The following is a 17555-nucleotide window of genomic DNA, read 5'->3' on the forward strand; positions in this document are numbered from 1 at the left end:
GGGCTGATGGGCAGGGGCGGACGCTCTTCTCCCCTCCCGCAAGCGGGAGGGGAGAAGAGCGTCCGCCCCTGCCCATCAGCCCTCCCCAGCCCGATCGATCAGATCCATGAAGTCGCGCGCCGAATTGCGGTCGGCCTCGTCCTTGAATGCGACATCCAGATCGGGCGCCGCGCCGAGCATGTAGAGCAAGGCCCATAAGGCGAACCGCCGCGCGCCGTTGGTTTCCAGCCCGAAATCGACCTGCATGTGCTCGGTTCCCGCGACGAGCGCCGCGGGCGGAATCGCCCCAAGGTCGGCGGTGCCGAAATAGCGGCGGAGCTGGTCGTCGAAATCCATGCCCCCTCCTCGCCCCACGCGCTGTGCTTGGCAAGCATCGTCCCAGCAAAAATCGGACCAGCCGCGCCGCGCTCCGGTTGTCATCGGCATGTGCGCCCGATAGGGCGGCGCGCGTGAACATCAGCATCGAAATCGGAACCGACGCCGGGGGGCAGCCGGTGCAGATCGACGTCCAGGAACTGCTGGCGACGCGCTTGCTCGTCCAGGGCAATTCGGGGTCGGGCAAGTCGCACCTCTTGCGCCGCCTGCTCGAGGAAAGCGCCGCGATGGTGCAGCAGGTGATCATCGATCCCGAGGGCGATTTCGTCACCCTCGCCGACGCTTACACCCATGTCGTGATCAACGGCGGCGACTATAACGAGCGCGAGATCGCGGCGATGGGCGCGCGCATCCGCGAGCATCGCGCGTCGGTCGTGCTCAGCCTCGAATCGCTCGACCTCGAGGCGCAGATGACCTGCGCCGCGGCCTTCCTGAACGCATTGTTCGATGCGCCGCGCGAGCATTGGTTCCCCGCTTTGGTCGTCGTCGACGAGGCGCAGATGTTCGCGCCGAGCGTGTCGGGCGACGTTTCCGACACCGTCCGCCGCGCGAGCCTCAGCGCGATGACCAATCTGATGTGCCGCGGGCGCAAGCGCGGACTCGCGGGCGCGATCGCGACGCAGCGGCTCGCCAAGCTCGCCAAGAATGTCGCCGCCGAGGCGAGCAATTTCCTGATGGGGCGCACCTTCCTCGACATCGACATGGCGCGCGCTGCCGACTTGCTCGGCATGGAGCGCCGCCAGGCCGAGGCGATCCGCGACCTCGAACGCGGGCATTTCCTGGGTCTCGGCCCCGCCATCTCGCGCCGCCCGCTGTCGGTGCGCATCGGCGCGACGCGCACCGCCACGCGCATGGGCACGCACAGCCTGATGCCGCTGCCGAGCGCCGACGGCGCCGACATGCGGTCGATGCTGTTCACCGAGAGGGAGGCGCCGGTCGTGCCGCGCGTCTTTGCGCCCGAACCCGCGCCGGTCGCCGCCGACGAGCTGCTCGAACGCATCGCCGCGCAGGACGCGCCGCACGAGGGCGAGGCGGCGCCGCCGGTGCTCGACATCGTCGCCGCGGTCGAGGTCGCCGAGGCGAGCGACGCGGTGATCGTCGCGACGCTGGCGGAAATGCTCGCCGATCCCGACTGCGCCTTCCACCCCGAGGCGTTCCTCTACCAGGATTTCACCGTGCGCTGCCGGATGCAGCGATTGCAGAAGGTGCCGCTCGACCTCGCCGCCTTCCGCCGCCGCTTCGCGCTCGCCAAGGGCGGCGTGCTCGACCCCGGCGAGCCGCGCTGGCGCGAGGCGCTGGCGGTATCGGCACGCCTGCCCGACGAGATGGTCGCGCCCTTCCTGCAGATCGTGCGCGCCGCGATGGACGGCGAGCCGTGCCCCGACGACGAGATCCTCGGCCGCGCCTATGGCAGCCGCTCGCCCGGCCGCATCCGCCGGCTGGTCGACTATATGGAAAAGCAGGGCGCGATCGTCGTCCGCTCGGATTTCGGCGGCCGCCGCTCGATCGGCATCCCCGATCTGGGGCTGAGCACCGAGGCCGAATAGCGCTGGAAACGGCGGGCCCTTTTCCGTAGCTTGGGCGCGGGGGGAACGGCGGCCATGCAGGTCCTGATTTGCGACGATCATCCGTTCATGGCGCGGGCGCTCGCGATGGCGATGGAGCATGCGCTCGGAGCCGAAGTCACCGTCGTCCATCGCTTTGCGGACGCGGCGACGACCGCCGCGACGCTGGCCGACCTCCGCCTCTGCCTCGTCGATTTCCATATTCCGGGCGAGGATAGCGGCGCGGGGCTCGCCGCGCTGCGCGCCGCGGCACCCGAGGCGCGGCTGCTGGTCTTTTCGGGGTCCGAGTCCGACGCCGACCTGCGTATCGCGCTCGCCGCGGGGGCGCATGGCTTCCTGCCCAAATCGGCATCGCCCGACGTGATCGAGGCCGCGGTCAAGCTGGTGCTCGCGGGCGGCCGCTATTTGCCCGAGCGCGTCGAGACGCTCGCGTTCGGCAACGCCGAACCGGCCGCCGCCGCGCCCCGCGCCGAAGCGCTCACCGGCCGCCAGCGCGACGTGCTGGGCCATGTCGCGCGCGGGCTGTCGAACAAGGAGATCGCGCGCGAGCTCGCCATCTCGCCCGCGACGGTCAAGGTGCATGTCGCGCAGATCATCGGCATATTGGAAGCGAACAACCGTACCGAAGCCGTGGCGAACGCGCGCCGCGCCGGGCTGATCTGATTGTCCGCGAGCGACCCCGTAGCTGACGAGCGGCAGGCGCACCGCGAAATCCGCGCGAGCGAATCGCGGCTCGAATTCGCGATGGCGGGCATCTTCACGATCCTGATCGCGGGCACCCTCTACTATGTTTACCAGCTGTTCGCGCCGCTGGTGCCCGCGACGAACCTCCACATTTGGGCGTCGTTCACCGCCTTCGTCACGCTGGTGATGGCGGTGACGCCGATCGTCTTCTTCATCCGCCGCCCGAGCGCGCAAGCGATAGAGCGCTACTGGAGCCCGTTCGGCAAGCTCGTCGCGATCCTGTTCGACCTGTCGGCGGCGGCGAGCGTGTGGCTGCTCCTCCCCTTCGCCAGCGAGCCGCTGCAATTGCTGATGGTGATCTTCTATTCGGCGGCGATCAGCGGACAGGTGATCTCGACCGCCGAATCGATCGGCACCAACGTCTTCGCGGTGCTCAGCATCTTCGGCTCGGCGGCGATCTTCTTCCTCCAGTCGGACACCGAATATGCGGGGTCGGTCGCGGGTTTCCTGATGGCGTTCGGCGGGCTGATGATCGTCGTCGCGCTGATCTTGAAACAGGCGATCCGCTCGGCGATCGCCAGCCGCCTCGCCGCCGAACGGCTGTCGGGCGAACTCGCGGTCGCGCTCGAGGATGCGCAGGACGCGCGCGACGCCCGCACGCGCTTCATCGCCGCGGCGTCGCACGACCTCCGCCAGCCGCTGCAGGCGGCGATGCTGTTCTTCCAGCAGATGCGGCGCCATCCCGACCCCGCGCGCCGCGAGGAAGCCGCCGAGGGCGTGACGCACGGCTTTGCCGAGGCCAATGCCTTGCTCGAACGGATGATGGAGCACCTCCGCATCGAAAGCGGCGCGGTGACGGTGCATCCGGAAGCCGTGGCGCTAGCGCCGCTATTCGCCGCGCTCGCCGACGAGCTGCGCCCGGCAGCGGCGCAGGCAAAGTTGAAGGTCGATGTCGAGGCGACGCCCTTGTGGGTGTTTGCCGACCCGACGCTGGTGACGCGCATCCTGCGCAACCTGATGCAGAACGCGATCGTCCATTCGCGTGCTGCGCAGCTGCGCCTGTCCGCCGCGAGCGAAGGCGTGCAGGTGCGGATCACCGTCGCCGACGACGGCGTCGGTTTCGACGAGGATTTCGCGGCGGCGGCTTTCGACGCCTATTCGCAGGGCGGCCAAGGAACGGGCATGGGTCTCGGCCTGTCGATCGCGCGCGAACTGGCACGGCTGATGGGGGGCGAGCTGGCGCTCGACGGCCGCGGCAAGGGTGCGTGCTTCGCGCTGACGCTGCCCGCCGCCGAAGCCGTCGTGGCGCCCGCGGCCGAGAACACGACGAGCGAAGTCGCGCTGACCGGAATCGCTGTACTGGTGATCGACGACGACCGCGCCGGGGCGACGGCGCTGGCCAATCTTCTGACGCTTGCGGGGGCCGATGCGCGGGCGGTACATGACGCAGCGGAGATCGCGGCGGCCCGCGACGGCGCATGGCGCGCCGACGTCATCGTCACCGACTGGCATATCGGCCGCGAGATGACCGGCGCCGATGCCATCGCGATGCTGCGTCCCGGCTGGCCCGACGCGCGCGCGCTGGTGATGACCGGTGACGCCGCGCCCGCCACCGCGCGGGACATCGCGGCGACGGGCTGGCCCCTGTTCATCAAGCCGGTCGACCCGGCCGCGCTCGGCCGGGCCATCGTCGGCGGCTAGCGTCGCCGGTCGGCGCACTCGCCGACCTGCGTCGTGTAATTATAGGTCGTGTCGAAGACGTAGAAATTGGTGATGCCCGCGGGAACGTCGCTTTCGAGCTGCGCCCAGCTGGCGTCGGGGTTGTCGGTGATGCGCTGGCCGCGCGGGACCGAGACGACGCGCACCTTGGGCTCGCCGGCGAGCTTGATCCCGATCGGCAGCGCGCCGGGCGGCGGCGAGTAGAAGACCTTGTCCTCGACGGTCTGGTCCTTCCAGACGAGGTAGGGCCGATCGCATTTCACCGGGTCGCCGTTCTTGGGCAGGTCGGTGCCGCGTTCGGCCGGCGCGCTGCGGAAGAGATGCTTGCCGCCGAACTGCGCGACCGACAGCCGCCGGCGGACGGTGCGATCGACCTCGCTGTCGATCGTCGTGCTCACCGCATTGCTCTCGCCATAGGGCCCGGTCAGAACGATCCGCACGCTCTTGCCGCGGCCGATGTCGGGGACCTTCACCGTCAGCGTCGCGGGCAGACGATCAGGCGCGACGGGATTCTCGGTGTCGCAGGCATAGCGAAAGCTGCCATAGAGGCAGATGATCTCGCTGCCCGGATCGAGCGGATGCCAGTTGATCACCGAACCCGACGCGGGCCGGATCTGCACGCTGTTGTACGGCACGAAGGGCACCTCACCCGTGGGCACGAAATCGAGCTGCGCGGCGTTGAAGCCGGCCGAACGGTCGGTGACGCGCTCCTGGCTCGCGGTCGCCGAGGCGACGAGCGCGGGCTTGGCGGCGGCGCGCATGAAGCGGATGGTGAAGGTCCGGCTGATGCTGTTGCCGTTGCTCTCGCGCGCGGTGACGGTGACGCGGTGCTCGCCCGGCATCGTCGAGGGGAAGGCGCCGGTGCCGGTCACCTTGAGCATCCGGAACACCGGATCGGCCTCGAGGCTGGCGGCGGCCATCACGGGCTGCTGCTGGATGCCCGCGGTGACGATCGGCTGGCCGCCGACCGAGGTGATCGGCGGCGGGTCGACGAGGGTGAAGCGGCTGGCGTTCGCGCCGTCGACCGCGATCGACAGCGTCACCCTGCCCCCGCCGCCGACGGTGCGGATACGCAGCGGCACTTCGGTCGTCGACCCCACGCCGGTGCCGGTGGTGACGGGGAGCAGGATCGTCCCCGACGGCACCTCGGTGAAGCCGAGCGGCGCGATCTGCAGCGCGGGTTTCTTCGCCAGCGGGTTGTCGGGCAAGGGCTGGATCTGCGCCGCAAGCGGTGCGGCGATGGCGGCCAGGCTTATCGCCGCCAATATCAGTGGTTTCTGCATCATCTTTCTCCTCGAAGTTCAAAGGATGGGACGACCCCTTGTTCTTATGCCGGTCAGCCCTCGCCCGGCCCCTTGGGTTTGGGCGCCGCGGGCGCGTTCGGATTGATCGGCTTGGGCTTCAGCGTGTCGGGGACCTGCGGCACCAGCGGCTTCGGCTTGCTCAGCGTCGAATTGTCGAAGAAGCGCACCGCGACCGTCTTGGTCACGCCGTTGCTCGTCACCTTGATGTCGCCGCCGCCATTGGTGCAGGTCCCGGGCGCCGCGGCGAAGATCGGCAGCGTCATCTGCTTGGGATCGGTGGGCCGCAAGAAAGGCGAGAAGAAGCGCCCGCGCGCCGGCGAACCCGGCACCGCGCTCTCGAAACAGGCCGGAAGGCTGATCTGCACCTGCTGGCTCTGGCACGGCAGCGGCTTGTCGAACCTGAAGGTGAAACTGCCCTGGCCGCCCGCGCCGATCGCCTCGGTCGAAGCGGTGAGTGTGGTCAGTGCCGACGCGGTTTCCGTGATGTTGCTGCAGGTGATCCGCCCGTTGAACCGGATTGCGCCATTGGCCTTCGAGATGGTGAAGGCGACCGTGTCGCCGACCTGCGCGCCGCGCTGGACATTGACTTCGAACGCCTTGACACCCGCCGCCGCGACGCTCTGCCGCCCGCCGAACTCGACGATCGGCAGCAGCACGCGCGCGAGACGGCCGTCGCTCGAGGTGAATTCGCTGCCGCTGACATTGGCGTCATCGTCGCTGAACTGCGTCGGGATCAGGTTGATGCCATGTTCATAGACCCACAGGAATGTGTCGCTGCTACGTTCGATATCGACCGTCCCGCCCGGCGAGACGAAGGGCGTGTCGTTATCGTGGTCGGTCAGCTTGCCGATGTTCGCGCCGGGCGTGCTGTCGTGCGGCTCGACGATGATCCGCACTTCGGCGGATGCCGTCGCGATGGTCGATGTCGCCGCGAGCAGCGCTGCAAAATGTCTCCAGTTCATGTCTTCCCTCCTCGAAAAATGGTGGTGGTTCAGCTTCCCGGGGCGAGTTCCCCGATCATTTCGGCGGCGACCTGCCGCGCGCCGGGCATCGGCATCGCGACGTCGGCGCGGGTCATGCGCGTGAAAAAGGGCATGCGCGCCAGACGCTGCTCGGCGACGCGCGCGTCGCTCATCGGGTCGATGACGTCGGTCCATAATTTCGCGAGTCGCTCGACCTGTTCGGAGCGTGCCCAGGGCCGGCCGGGCAGCGCCATCGGCCGCGTCGGGGTGACGAGCACGAGCACCGAATCGCGGCGCTGCGTGCTATTGCGTTCGTTGAACAAATTGCCGACCAGCGGCACGTCGCCGAGCACGGGAGTCTTCGAGAAAGTCTTGTCGTCGACCGTCTCGGTCAGCCCCGAGAGCACGAGCGTCTCGCCGAAGCGGATCTCGGCGGTCGCCGCGACCTTCTGGCGGAAGGTGGTGAGCTGCTCGCTGAAGCTGCCCGCGGGGTCGCTGGTCAGGAAGCTGCGCCCCGTCTCGATGCGGATGCGCGTGCCCTCTGCGGTGATCTCGACCGGGGTGACCTTCATCTCGATGCCGATGTCGATCTGCTCGAGCGTGCCGAGGTTGACCCCGCTCACCGCGACGCGCACCTGGCGCCCGACGAAGAATTCGCTCTGCTCGCCGCGATAGGCGGTGAGCTGCGGCCGCGCGACGACCGAGTAGAATTGCCCGCCGCGGTTGAAGAGGTTGAGGTTGTAGTTGAGCTGCGGGATCGAAATCGAGGCGGTCAGCACGCGCTGGTAATTGTTGCCGTTATTGCCCTGCCCGTCACGGGTGATCGTGCGCGTCGACTGGCGCCCCAGCCCATATTGCAGCCCCAGCCCGTCGAGCAGGTTGATGCCGGTGCGCTCGCGGTGGGTGTTCTGCGCGAGGATGATCGCGACATCGAGCGATATCTGGTCGGGCGAGGCGGCGACGCCGGTCTCGCCCTCTTCGGATGCAGGCGGGGTATTGAGCGCGCCGGTCTGGAGCAATTGCATCGCGCGATTGCGGTCGCGCTCGGCCTCGGCGGGGACGAGCGCCGCGAGGCGGTCGAGACCTGCGAGTGCCGCCGCCCGGTCGCCCGACGCTGCGGCGGCGAAGGCAGCGACGCGCTGCGACGCAGCGTCGGCCGGGTCGAGCGCGACGGCGCGCTCGGCCGCCACTCCGGCTAGCCCCAGATCGCCGTTCATATAGGCCGCCGACGCCAGCGCCGCGAGCGCGCGACCGTCGGCGGGACGCAGCAAGGCGGCGCGCGCAAAATGGTCGGTGGCCTGGTCGTATTTGCCTTGGTCGAAGGCGACGCGCCCCGCCATCGCGGCGGGCCAATATTGCCCCGGCTCGGCGCGCCCGGCGAGGTCGTAGCCCGCCTGCGCGAGGTCGAGCGCCTGCGCGTCGGTCTCGCCGCGCATCTGCCAGGCGAGCGCCAGCAGCGCCTGATTGCCGCCGTGGCGCGGCTGGCGCGCGACGAGTTCGGAGAGCAGCCCGATGGCCCTGGCGCTGTCGCCGCTGCGCAGCGCCGCGGCGCCTTGCCCCGCGAGCGCGGCGGGGCTTTCGGCCGAGAGGTCGACGGGCGCGGGTTCGCGCTTGCGTGCCTCGGCGGGCGCCGCCGCGAAGGCGAGCAAGGACGCGCCGGCGAGCGCCAGCGTCAGCGAATGACGGTTCATGATCTTTCCCCCTGAGCCGCGGGGCGCCGGACACAGCGATCGGCGCGCCCCGCGGCGTCGATGCGATAGCTGTCGCTTTCGCGCGGGCAGGTCGTGGGCAGATAGCCCATCGCCATCGGCTGCCCCGCGCGATTGAGGCTGGCGCCGCACACGTCGCGCCCCTCGCGGACGAGCAGCCGCTCGTGGCTCGCGCGCTGACAGACGGGCGAGACCGAAGGCTCGGCCGCGGCGAACGCGGACGGTGCGCCCGCTGCCGCGATGATCGCGATGATCAAACCCACTGCCGGATCAGGCCGCATTGCCGACTCCCCTTTCAAGCAGGAGGAGTGTGCGGCGCCGCGGCGGCGGGCGCATCGCCCGGACGGGCTAGCCCGATGGCCTAGGCCGGCGGGCCCGGCCTATGGCGGCGGTGGCTGGGGCTCGGGCGGCGGCGTTTCGGATTTGGGGATCGGGAGCTTGAGATCGATACGCGTGCCGTTGATCTCGGTGGTGATCACCGCATTGCCGTCCTGCACACCGACCTGCGTCGTCTCGCCCACCGGGATCGCCCCGATGTCGGGGACGTCGAGCGGCTGCACCGGGTCGGTGGGCCGGCTCTTCACCGGCGGCGCGCGCTGGCCCTTGCCCGAGGCCTGGACCATGAAGTCGCGCCAGATGCGCGCGGGGATGCTGCCCCCGGTGACGCCCGCGAGCGGGGTGTTGTCGTCGTTGCCGACCCACACGCCGACGACGAGGCCATTGGCATAGCCGACGAACAGCGCGTCGCGGCTGTCCTGACTGGTCCCGGTCTTGCCGAAATTGGCGGTCGGCAGCCGCGCCGCGCGGCCGGTGCCGCGGTTGACCGCGGCGCGGAGCAATTGCTCGATCGCCTCATGATCGCCCGACGAGAAGCTGTCGGGGCCCGAGAAGAGGCTTTCGAACCAGCCCGGCTCATCGGCCTTGAAGGCGTGCGGCTCGACCGGATAGCGGTTGCCCGCGACCCCGGCATAGGCGGCGGTGAGCTCCATCAGCGTCATGCTCGACGTGCCGAGCGCGAGGCTGGGGTCGCCCTCGGCGAGCGGCGCGGTGACGCCGAGCGCGCGCGCCAGCGCGATGACCTTTTCGCTGCCGACCTCGTTGAAGAGGCGCACCGCCGCGACATTGCTCGACGAGGCGAAGGCATCCTCGAGCGTGATGCTGTCCGAATAGGCGCCGCCCGCATTTTTGGGGCGGTACGATCCCGTCTCGATCGCACGGTTGTCGATCGTGTCCTCGGGATCCCACCCGGCTTCGAGCGCGGCGAGATAGACGAAGAGTTTGAAGGTCGAACCCGGCTGGCGCCGCGCCTGCGTCACGCGGTTGAAGGGCGAGGCGGCATAGTCGCGCCCGCCGACCATCGCGACGACCTCGCCATTGGGGCGCATCGCGACGAGCGCGACCTGCGCCTTGCCGAGCGACGCGCCGTTGACCGCGCGCCGCGCCGCCGCCTGCAACCGCGAATCGAGCGTCGTGGTGATCGTTTGGCGCGCGTAACCGACGTCGCTCTGCTTGCGCGCCTCGGGCAGCGCCCAGTCGGCGAAATAGGTGCCCGTCGGCAAGGTATTGCGCGTACGCACGTCGATCCGCGGGGTGCGCATCGCCTTGGCCTCGGCCGCGGTCAGGTAACCGACGTCGGCCATCGCGCCGAGCACCAGCCGCATCCGCGCCTCGGCAAGCTTGGGGTTCTTGGTCGGCGCGAGGCGCGACGGCGCCTGCACCAGCCCCGCGAGCATCGCCGCCTGCGCCTTGGTCAGCTTTTCAGGCTGGCGGTAGAAATAATGCATCGACGCAGCGCGCAGCCCATAGGTGTTGTCGCCGAAATAGGCGTTCGAGAGATAGCGTTCGAGGATTTCGTCCTTCGAAAGCCAGGCTTCGAGCCAGAAGGCGATGAGCGCCTCGCGCGCCTTGCGGCCGAGCGTCTTCTTGGGCGAGAGGAAGGTGAATTTGGCGAGTTGCTGGGTGATCGTGCTGCCGCCCTGCGTGCGCCCGCCGGTGACATTGGCCCAGACCGCGCGCGCGATGCTGCGCGGATCGACCCCCCAATGGCTGTAGAAGCGCCGGTCCTCGATCGCGAGAAAGGCCTGCTTCACATGGTCGGGCAGTTGGCTCGCCTTCACCGGATCGTCGACGATCGCCCCCATGCGCGCGATCGGCGTGCCGTCGGAGGCGAGCAAGGTGATCTGCGGCGGCGCGATCGGCTCCAATGACTTCGACAAGGGGGCGGTGATCGCGAGCCAGCCGACGAGCAGCAGGAAGAGCAGGAAGGCGATGGTGAGGACGCGCAGGAAACGCCGCCAGCGGCGCCGGCGCGGCGACTCGGGTTGCGGCGCAGGTCCGGCGCCGGGGTCGGGGATCGGCGCGAGGCCCGGCTCTTCGGTCGCGGGCGGCATGGTCACGGGACGGCGGAATGAAAACATCTTCGGCGCCGTATTAAATGGCCAACACAGCCTTGGCAAATGCCTTGGTGGGTTGTGGGGGCGGGCGCTCTTAATCCTCCCTGCGGCGCAGCCGTGGGGAGGGGGACCATGCGAAGCATGGTGGAGGGGTCGAGGCTTTGGGCGCCGGCCTTATTCCGCCACCCCTCCACCACCGCTTCGCGACGGTCCCCCTCCCCATCGCTTCGCGACAGGGAGGATTAGGAAGGCCGCCTTCGCCCACGTCCCGCCCGCAAAAGCCGATTGCCAAAATGCGCCGCTTCGCTATGGGCCGCACCGCGGGAACCACAAACTCCCGCATGATCGCGCCGGTGCCCGAAAGGGCTTAAAATGGGAACGCGGTGAGGAGGCCTGCGAGCAGGTTCTTCGATTCCGCGGCTGTCCCTGCAACTGTAAGCGGCGAGCGCGATGCACCGGCCCGATGATATCGGGCCAGCCACTGGGGCAACCTGGGAAGGCGTGCATCGAGCCCTGACCCGCGAGCCAGGAGACCTGCCGGCGTGGGTCGCTCAATGCCTCGGTCCAGGGAAAGGCCAGGGCACGGAGACTTCCGTCGAGCGACGACCAAGGCGGGCTGGAGCCGCCTTCGGTGCGAGGGATGCGGCGCCGACGCCCGTCCGCCCCTCGCCCGGCCGGTCGCGCCCGCGCCCCGGCAGGCTCCCGCCCTCGCTCATGGCGTTCGGGGGTTTTCGATGTTCAAGCCGCTTCTGCTTTCCACCGCCGCGCTCGCGGCTGTCACGCCCTCTTTCGCCGCCGAGAGCCCCGAGGGCGACATCGTCGTCACCGCGTCGGGCATCGAACAGCCGCGCGACGAGGCGGGCCAGGCGATCACGATCATCGACGCCGCGACGATCGAGACGCGCCAGGCGGTCGATGTCGTCGACCTGCTCGCGACCACCCCCGGCGTGCGTTTCAGCCGCACCGGCGGCACCGGATCGGTCACCGGCATCTCGCTGCGCGGCGCCGAGACGACGCAGACGCTCGTGCTGATCGACGGGGTCAAGGTCAACGACCCGAGCGGCATCGGCGACGGCTACGACTTCGGCCATCTGCTGACCGCCAATATCGACCGGATCGAGGTGCTGCGCGGCTCGAACTCGGTCGTCCACGGCAGCCAGGCGATCGGCGGCGTGGTCAGCCTGACCACCGCGACCCCGGCCGAGGGCTTCGCCGCCCATGCCTCGGCCGACTATGGCTATAGCGACACGCTCGGCGCCAAGGCCGATGTGTCGGGCACCGCGGGGCGCATCTCGGGCGGCATCGGCGCCGCCTATTTCCGCACCGATGGCATCCCGGCGGTCACGGTCGGACCCGAGAAGGACGGCTACAAGAATTTTGCGGGCAACGCCCGGCTCAATATCGCGCTCGGCGACGCGCTCAGCCTCGACCTGCGCGGCTACTACATCCACGCCGACCTCGATTATGACAGCTTCTTCGGCGTGCCCGCGGACAGCCCCGACGTCGCGAAGCTCGACCAGTACACCGGCTATGCCGGGCTCAACCTCGCGCTGTTCGACGGGCGCTTCACCAGCCGCGCCGCGGTGACCTGGCTGCAGAACGACCGCGACTATTATTTCGTGCGCGGCACCGCGCCCGACTATGGCTATTCGGGCACCAACCTGCGCTTCGAATATCAGGGCGTCGTCGCGCCGAGCGAGGCGGCGAAGCTGATCTTCGGTTACGAGCACGAACGCCCCGATTACGACTTCTTCGGCTTCGGATCGACCGACAGCCAGAAGGCCAACATCGACAGCGTCTATGCGCTCGCCATCGTCCAGCCGCTGGCCGGCCTGGCGCTGACCGGCGGGGTGCGCCGCGACGACCACAGCCAGTTCGGCGGCGCCACGACGCTCGGCGCCAACGCCAATTATTCGCCCAACGGCGGCGCGACGAATTTCCGCCTGAGCTATGGCGAGGGGTTCAAGGCGCCGTCGCTCTACCAGCTGTTCGATGCGTTCAGCGGCAATGGCGCGCTGCGCCCCGAACGCTCGAAAAGCTATGACATCGGCGTCGATCAGAGCCTCGCCGACGGGCGCGCGACGCTCTCGCTCACCGCCTTCCTGCGCAACACCATCGACCAGATCAATTTCGACAATGCGACCTTCACCTATGGCAATATCGACCGCATGCGCGCGAAGGGCGTCGAGGCCGCGCTGGCGCTGCGCCCGGTCGACGCGCTGAACGTCACCGCATCGTACAGCCTGATCGACGCGCGCGACCGTTCGGGCCGCCCGGGTTTCGACGGCAACCGCCTCCCTCGCCGCGCCGAGCATGCCGCCAGCCTGTCGGTCGATTATGACTGGGCGTTCGGCCTGTCGACCGGCGCGACGCTGACCCTGGTCGGCGACAGCTTCGACGATTTCGCCAACAACACCCGCCTCGATGGCTATGCCCTCGCGGGCGTGCGCGCGTCGTTTGCGATCGGCGACCATCTCGAGCTTTACGGCCGCATCGACAATCTGTTCGACGTCGATTACGCGACCGCCTTCAATTACGGCACCTACGGCCGCTCGGCCTATGGCGGCGTGCGGGTGCGCTTCTGATGAAGCCGCCCCGCACCGACGCCGAGCATAAGGCGAAGATGCAGAAGCTGCAGGCGGCGCAGGCGAAGAAGGTCGCGAAGAAGACCGTCGAAAAGGGGCTGGTCATCGTCCATACCGGGCCGGGCAAGGGCAAGACGTCCGCGGCGCTGGGCATGGCGATCCGCGCGATCGGGCACGACATGAGGGTCGGCATCGTCCAGTTCGTCAAGGGCGCGATGGCGACGGGCGAGCGGGCGGTGTTCGACCGCTTTCCCGAGCTTGCCGAATTCAAGCCGATGGGCGAGGGCTTCACCTGGGACACGCAGGACCGCAGCCGCGACATCGCGGTCGCGCGCACCGCATGGGAAGAGGTCAAGCGCATGATCGCCGACCCCGCGTACAAGATGGTCATCGCCGACGAGCTCAACATCGTGCTGCGCTACGACTATCTGCCGGTCGACGAAGTGCTGGCGGCGCTCGCGGACAAGCCAGCGATGACGCATGTCGTGATCACCGGGCGCAACGCGCCGCAGGCGCTGATCGACGCCGCCGACCTCGTCACCGAAATGGGACAGGTCAAGCATCCCTTCCGCGAACAGAATGTCCGCGCGCAGGCGGGGGTCGAGTTTTGAAGCGGGCCTGGCTCGGCGGTGCCACACTGCTGCTCGGCGGCGCGGGGGTGCTGTGGGCGGCTGCCCCTGCCCCGGCCGCCAAGGCGCCTGCCACACCGCAGCGCATCGTCTCGATCAACCTCTGCGCCGACCAGCTCGTGCTCGCGCTCGCCGACCGCGGGCAGATCGCGGGGCTGACCAAGAATGCGACCGACGTGGAAATGTCGGGCGAGGCCGCGAAGGCGCGGGGCATCCCGCAACTCAGCAATTCGGCCGAGCAGATACTGGCGATCGAACCCGACCTCATCGTCGGCATGCCCGCGAGCCGCAGCGCGGCGCTCGCGGCACTGCCCGAGGCCGATTATCCGCTGCTCGACCTCGAAACCGCCGATCGCGTCGACCAGATCTACGCGTCGATCCACCAGACCGCCGCCGCGGTCGGCCATCCCGCGCGCGGCGAGGCGCTCGTCGCCCGCATGCAGGGCGAGCTGGCGGGCCTGCCCAGGCCCGGGCGCGGGCGGGTCGCGGCCTATTATCAGCGGCGCGGTTATATGACCGGCACCGGCACGCTGATCGACGAGCTGATGGACCGCGTCGGCCTGGTCAATCTCGCGGGCAAGCTCGGCAAGCCGCCGCTGTCGCAGCTGAGCCTCGAGGAAATGGTCGCCGCGCGGCCCGATTTCCTGATCGTCGAAAGCGCGACCGACACGGTCACCGACCAGGGCAGCGAGATGCTCCACCACCCCGCGCTCAAGGACATCCCGCGGATCAGCGTGCCGCAAGCGTGGACCGTCTGCGGCAGCCCCGCCTACACTTTGGCCGCGCGCAGCATCGTCGACCAGATCGCGCGCCACGATGCGGGAGGCGCGTCATGAGCCGCTTCGCTTTGCCGCGCTGGACGCTGGTGGCGTCGCTCGCCGCGCTGACGCTGGTGGCGGCGGTTGCGTCGCTGCTGTTCGGCGCGGTCGACCTGTCGGTGCCGCGCCTGGTCGCCGCCGCGACGGGCGATGGCGACAGGGTCGCGACGATCATCCTTTTCGACCTCCGCCTGCCGCGCACGGTTTTGGCGCTCGCAGTCGGCGCGATGCTCGGACTCGCGGGCGCCGCGCTCCAAGGCTATCTGCGCAACCCGCTCGCCGAGCCCTCGGTGCTCGGCACCTCGAACGCCGCCGCGCTCGGCGGGGTCGCGGCGATATATTTCGGGCTCGCCGAGTTGCATCCGCTGATGCTGCCGGTGCTCGCGACGGGCGGCGCCTTGCTGTCGCTGGTGCTGCTCTTCGCGCTCGCAGGACGCGCCGAGAGCCCGCTCACCCTGATCCTCGCCGGGATCGCGGTGGGCACGCTCGCGGTCGCTGGGACCAGCCTCGCGCTCAACCTGTCGCCCAACCCCTTCGCGGCGATGGAGATCATGACCTGGCTGCTCGGCAGCCTCGAGAACCGCTCGTTCGACCATGTCTGGATCGCGCTGCCGTGCATCGCGATCGGCGGCGCGATGCTGCTGTGGAACGGCCGCGCGCTCGACGCGCTGACGCTTGGGGAAGACGCGGCCCAGGCGCTCGGCACCGATATCGGCAAGCTGCGGCTGCGCCTCCTCGTCGGCACCGCGATCGGGGTCGGCGGCGCGGTCGCGGTGTCGGGGGCGATCGGCTTCGTCGGGCTGATCGTGCCGCACCTGATCCGCCCGCTCACCGACCGCAGCCCCTCGGCGATCCTGCTGCCCTCGGCGATCGGCGGCGCGGCGCTGCTGACCTTCGCCGACCTCGGCGTGCGGATCATCCCGACGACCAACGAGCTCAAGCTCGGCGTCGTCACCGCCTTCCTGGGGGTGCCGGTCTTCCTCCTCCACCTGATGCGGGAGCGGCGGATATGGTGAGCCTGACCCTCGACGATGTCGGCGTAACGCTCGGCCGCCGCGCGGTGGTCACGGGCGTCAGCGCGGCCTTCGCCCCTGGCACGCTGACCGGCATCGTCGGCCCCAATGGCGCGGGCAAATCGACGCTGGCGCGCGCGATGCTCGCGCTGGTGCCAGCGACCGGGCGGGTCTTGCTCGACGGCGAAGATGTCGCCGCGACCCCGAGGGCGACGCTCGCGCGGCGAATCGCCTATCTGCCGCAGGGCCAGACCCTGCACTGGCCGCTCACGGTCGAACGGCTCGTCGGATTGGGCCGCCTGCCCCACCTCGCGCCGATGTCGAAGATCGCCGAGAGCGACAGCGCCGCGATCGCCCGCGCGATGGAGCGCGCCGACGTGCTCGGCCTCAAGGACCGCATCGCCACCGAATTGTCGGGCGGCGAGCGCGCCCGCACGCTGTTCGCGCGCGCGCTGGCGGTCGAGGCGCCCGCGCTGATCGCCGACGAACCGCTCGCCAGCCTCGATCCCGGGCACCAGATCGACGTGATGGAGCTGATGCGCAGCGAAGCCGACGCCGGCGCGCTGGTGATCGCGGTGCTCCACGACCTCACCATGGCGGCGCGCTATTGCGACCGGCTGCTGCTGGTCGACGGCGGCACGGTCGCCGCCGACGGGTCGCCCGCCGATGTGCTGACGCCCGAGCGGCTGCGCGCCGTCTATGGCATCGACGCACGCGTCGAGACCGGCGGCGCGTGGCCGACGGTGACCACCTTCGGCCGCGCACGGCCGTGAGCGCCGAGGATTTTGCTGCCGAGGGCTATGCCACCCTGCCCTTGTTCGACCGCGAGCAGGTGCTCGCCGCGCGCGCGGATATCGCCGAGCATATCGACCGGGTGTCGCGCGCGCTCTACCTGCCCTTCGACCAGACCGCGCCCGATGCCTCGCTGACCGAGCGCATCGACCGGGTGTTCGCGCACGAGCGCAGCGTCGCGAACCTGCTGCGCGTCGCGGTGTGCACCGACGCGCATCGCGGGCCGCGGCTGCAGGCGCTCGCGAACGACCCTCGCTTGATCGAAACCGCCGAAACGCTCTGCGGCCGCAAGCTTTCGGGCAGGATCGTCCGCGTGCGCGCCAGCATCGCCTGTTTCCCCGAGCATCGCCACGCGTGGCACAGCGACGTCGCGCGCGACGACGGCACCGGCTGCGGCAAGGTGCTGGTCACCGCGTGGGTCCCGCTCGGCGACGCCGGGCCCGGCAGCGGCGGACTGGAAGTCGTCGCCGCGCGCCAGCCCGCGCCTCTCGGCGAGCAGGTCGATGACGGCTTCGAGATCCCCGACTATCGCCTTGCCGGGCTGCCGCGCGTGCGCCCCGATTGCCCCGCGGGCACGGCGCTGTTCCTCGACCGCTTCACCCCGCACCGCACCTTGCCGACGCGCACGACGCGCTTTGCGCTCGTCGTGTGGATGAAGGCCGCCTGAGCGCTGCTGCAACGCAGCAATTGACCGCCGCTACGGAATCGCGTTAGGGGCGCGACCAGCGACAGGTTCCCCGAGAGGGGATCAAAAGGGAATGGGGTGCAAAGCCCCGGCTGCCCCTGCAACTGTAAGCGGAGAGCCATCGGGCCACATGCCATTGGGACGAAAGTCCTGAGAAGGCGGCCCGGACCGGCACCGACCCGCGAGCCAGGAGACCTGCCCGTCGCCGTCGTCTTTCGTGCGGACAGGGTGTGCCGGGCGGACGGGGAGTGAACCCGAGCGACGACAAAGGTGGCCGTGCGCGTGCACGGGCCGATGTCGCGCGTCCGATCCCGGACCATCG

The 17555-nt window shown here is 69.7% G+C and carries 15 protein-coding genes and 2 riboswitches; of the genes, 9 read left to right on the forward strand and 6 right to left on the reverse strand.

The annotated features are described in order from the left end of the window. Positions 1–75 precede the first annotated feature (75 nt). Positions 76–336 (reverse strand): hypothetical protein, encoded by a 261-nt coding sequence (locus ATE62_RS09270; protein ID WP_058806378.1) that lies wholly within the window; start codon positions 334–336, stop codon positions 76–78. Between the two features lie 113 nt (positions 337–449). Here ATE62_RS09270 and ATE62_RS09275 point away from each other — a divergent pair, with 113 nt between their 5' ends. From ATE62_RS09275 to ATE62_RS09285, 3 genes are read left to right on the forward strand one after another with little or no spacing between them, the layout of a single operon-like run. Further along, positions 450–1922: an ATP-binding protein gene (locus tag ATE62_RS09275; protein ID WP_058806379.1), complete on the forward strand. Its 1473-nt coding sequence runs from the start codon at positions 450–452 to the stop codon at positions 1920–1922. A 54-nt stretch (positions 1923–1976) separates the two neighbouring features. Beyond that, positions 1977–2603, forward strand: a complete 627-nt coding sequence (locus ATE62_RS09280) for a response regulator transcription factor (protein WP_058806380.1) — start codon at positions 1977–1979, stop codon at positions 2601–2603. After that, complete coding sequence (locus ATE62_RS09285) at positions 2604–4325, forward strand: hybrid sensor histidine kinase/response regulator (protein ID WP_058806381.1); 1722 nt, start codon at positions 2604–2606, stop codon at positions 4323–4325. Here ATE62_RS09285 and ATE62_RS09290 read toward each other — a convergent pair. From ATE62_RS09290 to ATE62_RS09310, 5 genes are all read right to left on the reverse strand, one after another. Next, the gene (locus ATE62_RS09290; RefSeq protein ID WP_058806382.1) at positions 4322–5629 is read right to left on the reverse strand and encodes a hypothetical protein; all 1308 of its coding nucleotides are present in this window, start codon (positions 5627–5629) and stop codon (positions 4322–4324) included. The genes ATE62_RS09285 and ATE62_RS09290 overlap by 4 nt on opposite strands. Positions 5630–5679: 50 nt before the next feature. Beyond that, on the reverse strand, positions 5680–6609 hold the full coding sequence (locus ATE62_RS09295) for a hypothetical protein (RefSeq protein WP_058806383.1): 930 nt from the start codon (positions 6607–6609) through the stop codon (positions 5680–5682). 29 nt (positions 6610–6638) lie between these two features. Further along, complete coding sequence (locus ATE62_RS09300; RefSeq protein ID WP_058806384.1) at positions 6639–8300, reverse strand: type II and III secretion system protein; 1662 nt, start codon at positions 8298–8300, stop codon at positions 6639–6641. Then, positions 8297–8581: a hypothetical protein gene (locus tag ATE62_RS09305; protein ID WP_058806385.1), complete on the reverse strand. Its 285-nt coding sequence runs from the start codon at positions 8579–8581 to the stop codon at positions 8297–8299. The genes ATE62_RS09300 and ATE62_RS09305 overlap by 4 nt, the downstream gene beginning before the upstream one ends. Positions 8582–8698: 117 nt before the next feature. Then, positions 8699–10708: a transglycosylase domain-containing protein gene (locus ATE62_RS09310; protein ID WP_156420393.1), complete on the reverse strand. Its 2010-nt coding sequence runs from the start codon at positions 10706–10708 to the stop codon at positions 8699–8701. A gap of 338 nt (positions 10709–11046) precedes the next feature. Beyond that, positions 11047–11267, forward strand: a riboswitch (cobalamin riboswitch). 178 nt (positions 11268–11445) lie between these two features. Here ATE62_RS09310 and ATE62_RS09315 point away from each other — a divergent pair. Genes ATE62_RS09315 through ATE62_RS09340 form a run of 6 tightly spaced genes read left to right on the forward strand, consistent with a single transcriptional unit; the run spans position 11446 to position 17215 of the window. After that, positions 11446–13296: a TonB-dependent receptor plug domain-containing protein gene (locus tag ATE62_RS09315; protein ID WP_058806387.1), complete on the forward strand. Its 1851-nt coding sequence runs from the start codon at positions 11446–11448 to the stop codon at positions 13294–13296. Further along, entirely contained in the window at positions 13296–13907 is a 612-nt protein-coding gene (gene cobO, locus ATE62_RS09320; protein WP_058806388.1) for a cob(I)yrinic acid a,c-diamide adenosyltransferase, read from the forward strand. Before ATE62_RS09315 ends, cobO begins: the two co-directional genes overlap by 1 nt. Then, positions 13904–14761: an ABC transporter substrate-binding protein gene (locus tag ATE62_RS09325; protein WP_058806389.1), complete on the forward strand. Its 858-nt coding sequence runs from the start codon at positions 13904–13906 to the stop codon at positions 14759–14761. The genes cobO and ATE62_RS09325 overlap by 4 nt, the downstream gene beginning before the upstream one ends. Next, complete coding sequence (locus ATE62_RS09330) at positions 14758–15759, forward strand: FecCD family ABC transporter permease (RefSeq protein WP_058806390.1); 1002 nt, start codon at positions 14758–14760, stop codon at positions 15757–15759. The genes ATE62_RS09325 and ATE62_RS09330 overlap by 4 nt, the downstream gene beginning before the upstream one ends. Further along, positions 15753–16529, forward strand: a complete 777-nt coding sequence (locus tag ATE62_RS09335) for an ABC transporter ATP-binding protein (RefSeq protein WP_058806391.1) — start codon at positions 15753–15755, stop codon at positions 16527–16529. The genes ATE62_RS09330 and ATE62_RS09335 overlap by 7 nt, the downstream gene beginning before the upstream one ends. Further along, positions 16526–17215 carry a phytanoyl-CoA dioxygenase family protein gene (locus tag ATE62_RS09340; protein WP_156420391.1) on the forward strand — a complete coding sequence of 230 codons (690 nt, stop codon included), beginning with the start codon at positions 16526–16528 and terminating at the stop codon, positions 17213–17215. Before ATE62_RS09335 ends, ATE62_RS09340 begins: the two co-directional genes overlap by 4 nt. Positions 17216–17261: 46 nt before the next feature. Then, positions 17262–17450: riboswitch (cobalamin riboswitch) on the forward strand. Positions 17451–17555: the final 105 nt, after the last annotated feature.

The sequence above is a fragment of the Sphingopyxis sp. HIX genome, from assembly GCF_001468285.1.
In the GTDB taxonomy this organism is placed as follows: domain Bacteria; phylum Pseudomonadota; class Alphaproteobacteria; order Sphingomonadales; family Sphingomonadaceae; genus Sphingopyxis.

Bases quoted from the DNA above. Each gene is read 5' to 3' on its own strand.
- ATE62_RS09335 (WP_058806391.1), top strand. From the start codon at position 15,753: ATGGTGAGCCTGACCCTCGACGATGTCGGCGTAACGCTCGGCCGCCGC.
- ATE62_RS09315 (WP_058806387.1), top strand. From the start codon at position 11,446: ATGTTCAAGCCGCTTCTGCTTTCCACCGCCGCGCTCGCGGCTGTCACG.
- ATE62_RS09330 (WP_058806390.1), top strand. From the start codon at position 14,758: ATGAGCCGCTTCGCTTTGCCGCGCTGGACGCTGGTGGCGTCGCTCGCC.
- ATE62_RS09280 (WP_058806380.1), top strand. From the start codon at position 1,977: ATGCAGGTCCTGATTTGCGACGATCATCCGTTCATGGCGCGGGCGCTC.
- ATE62_RS09300 (WP_058806384.1), bottom strand. From the start codon at position 8,300: ATGAACCGTCATTCGCTGACGCTGGCGCTCGCCGGCGCGTCCTTGCTC.
- ATE62_RS09270 (WP_058806378.1), bottom strand. From the start codon at position 336: ATGGATTTCGACGACCAGCTCCGCCGCTATTTCGGCACCGCCGACCTT.
- ATE62_RS09310 (WP_156420393.1), bottom strand. From the start codon at position 10,708: ATGCCGCCCGCGACCGAAGAGCCGGGCCTCGCGCCGATCCCCGACCCC.
- cobO (WP_058806388.1), top strand. From the start codon at position 13,296: ATGAAGCCGCCCCGCACCGACGCCGAGCATAAGGCGAAGATGCAGAAG.
- ATE62_RS09290 (WP_058806382.1), bottom strand. From the start codon at position 5,629: ATGATGCAGAAACCACTGATATTGGCGGCGATAAGCCTGGCCGCCATC.
- ATE62_RS09295 (WP_058806383.1), bottom strand. From the start codon at position 6,609: ATGAACTGGAGACATTTTGCAGCGCTGCTCGCGGCGACATCGACCATC.